The 251-nt window shown below is 69.3% G+C and carries 1 protein-coding gene; it reads left to right on the plus strand.

Features of this window, described 5'->3' with window-relative positions; translation table 11 throughout:
* The coding region (locus tag L687_RS0120950) for a helicase-related protein (protein ID WP_031206762.1) at positions 1-251 on the plus strand (251 nt) is incomplete at both ends.

Raw genomic sequence — 251 nt, forward strand, 5'->3', positions numbered from 1 at the left:
GCCCGTACCCGCGCCTACGCCGACATGCTCGCGGAGCAGTTCGACGACGCCGGCATCCCGGCCGTCTCACTGCACGGTGACCTGAACCAGGCCAAGCGCACGCGCAACCTCGAGCGTCTGACGTCGGGGCGCGTGAGCGTGCTCGTCGCCACGGATGTCGCCGCCCGGGGCATCCATGTCGACGATATCGATCTGGTCGTCCAGGCCGATGCGCCCGACGAGTACAAGACGTACCTGCACCGCTCGGGCCG

This window comes from Microbacterium maritypicum MF109 (assembly GCF_000455825.1).
Lineage (GTDB): Bacteria > Actinomycetota > Actinomycetes > Actinomycetales > Microbacteriaceae > Microbacterium > Microbacterium maritypicum_A.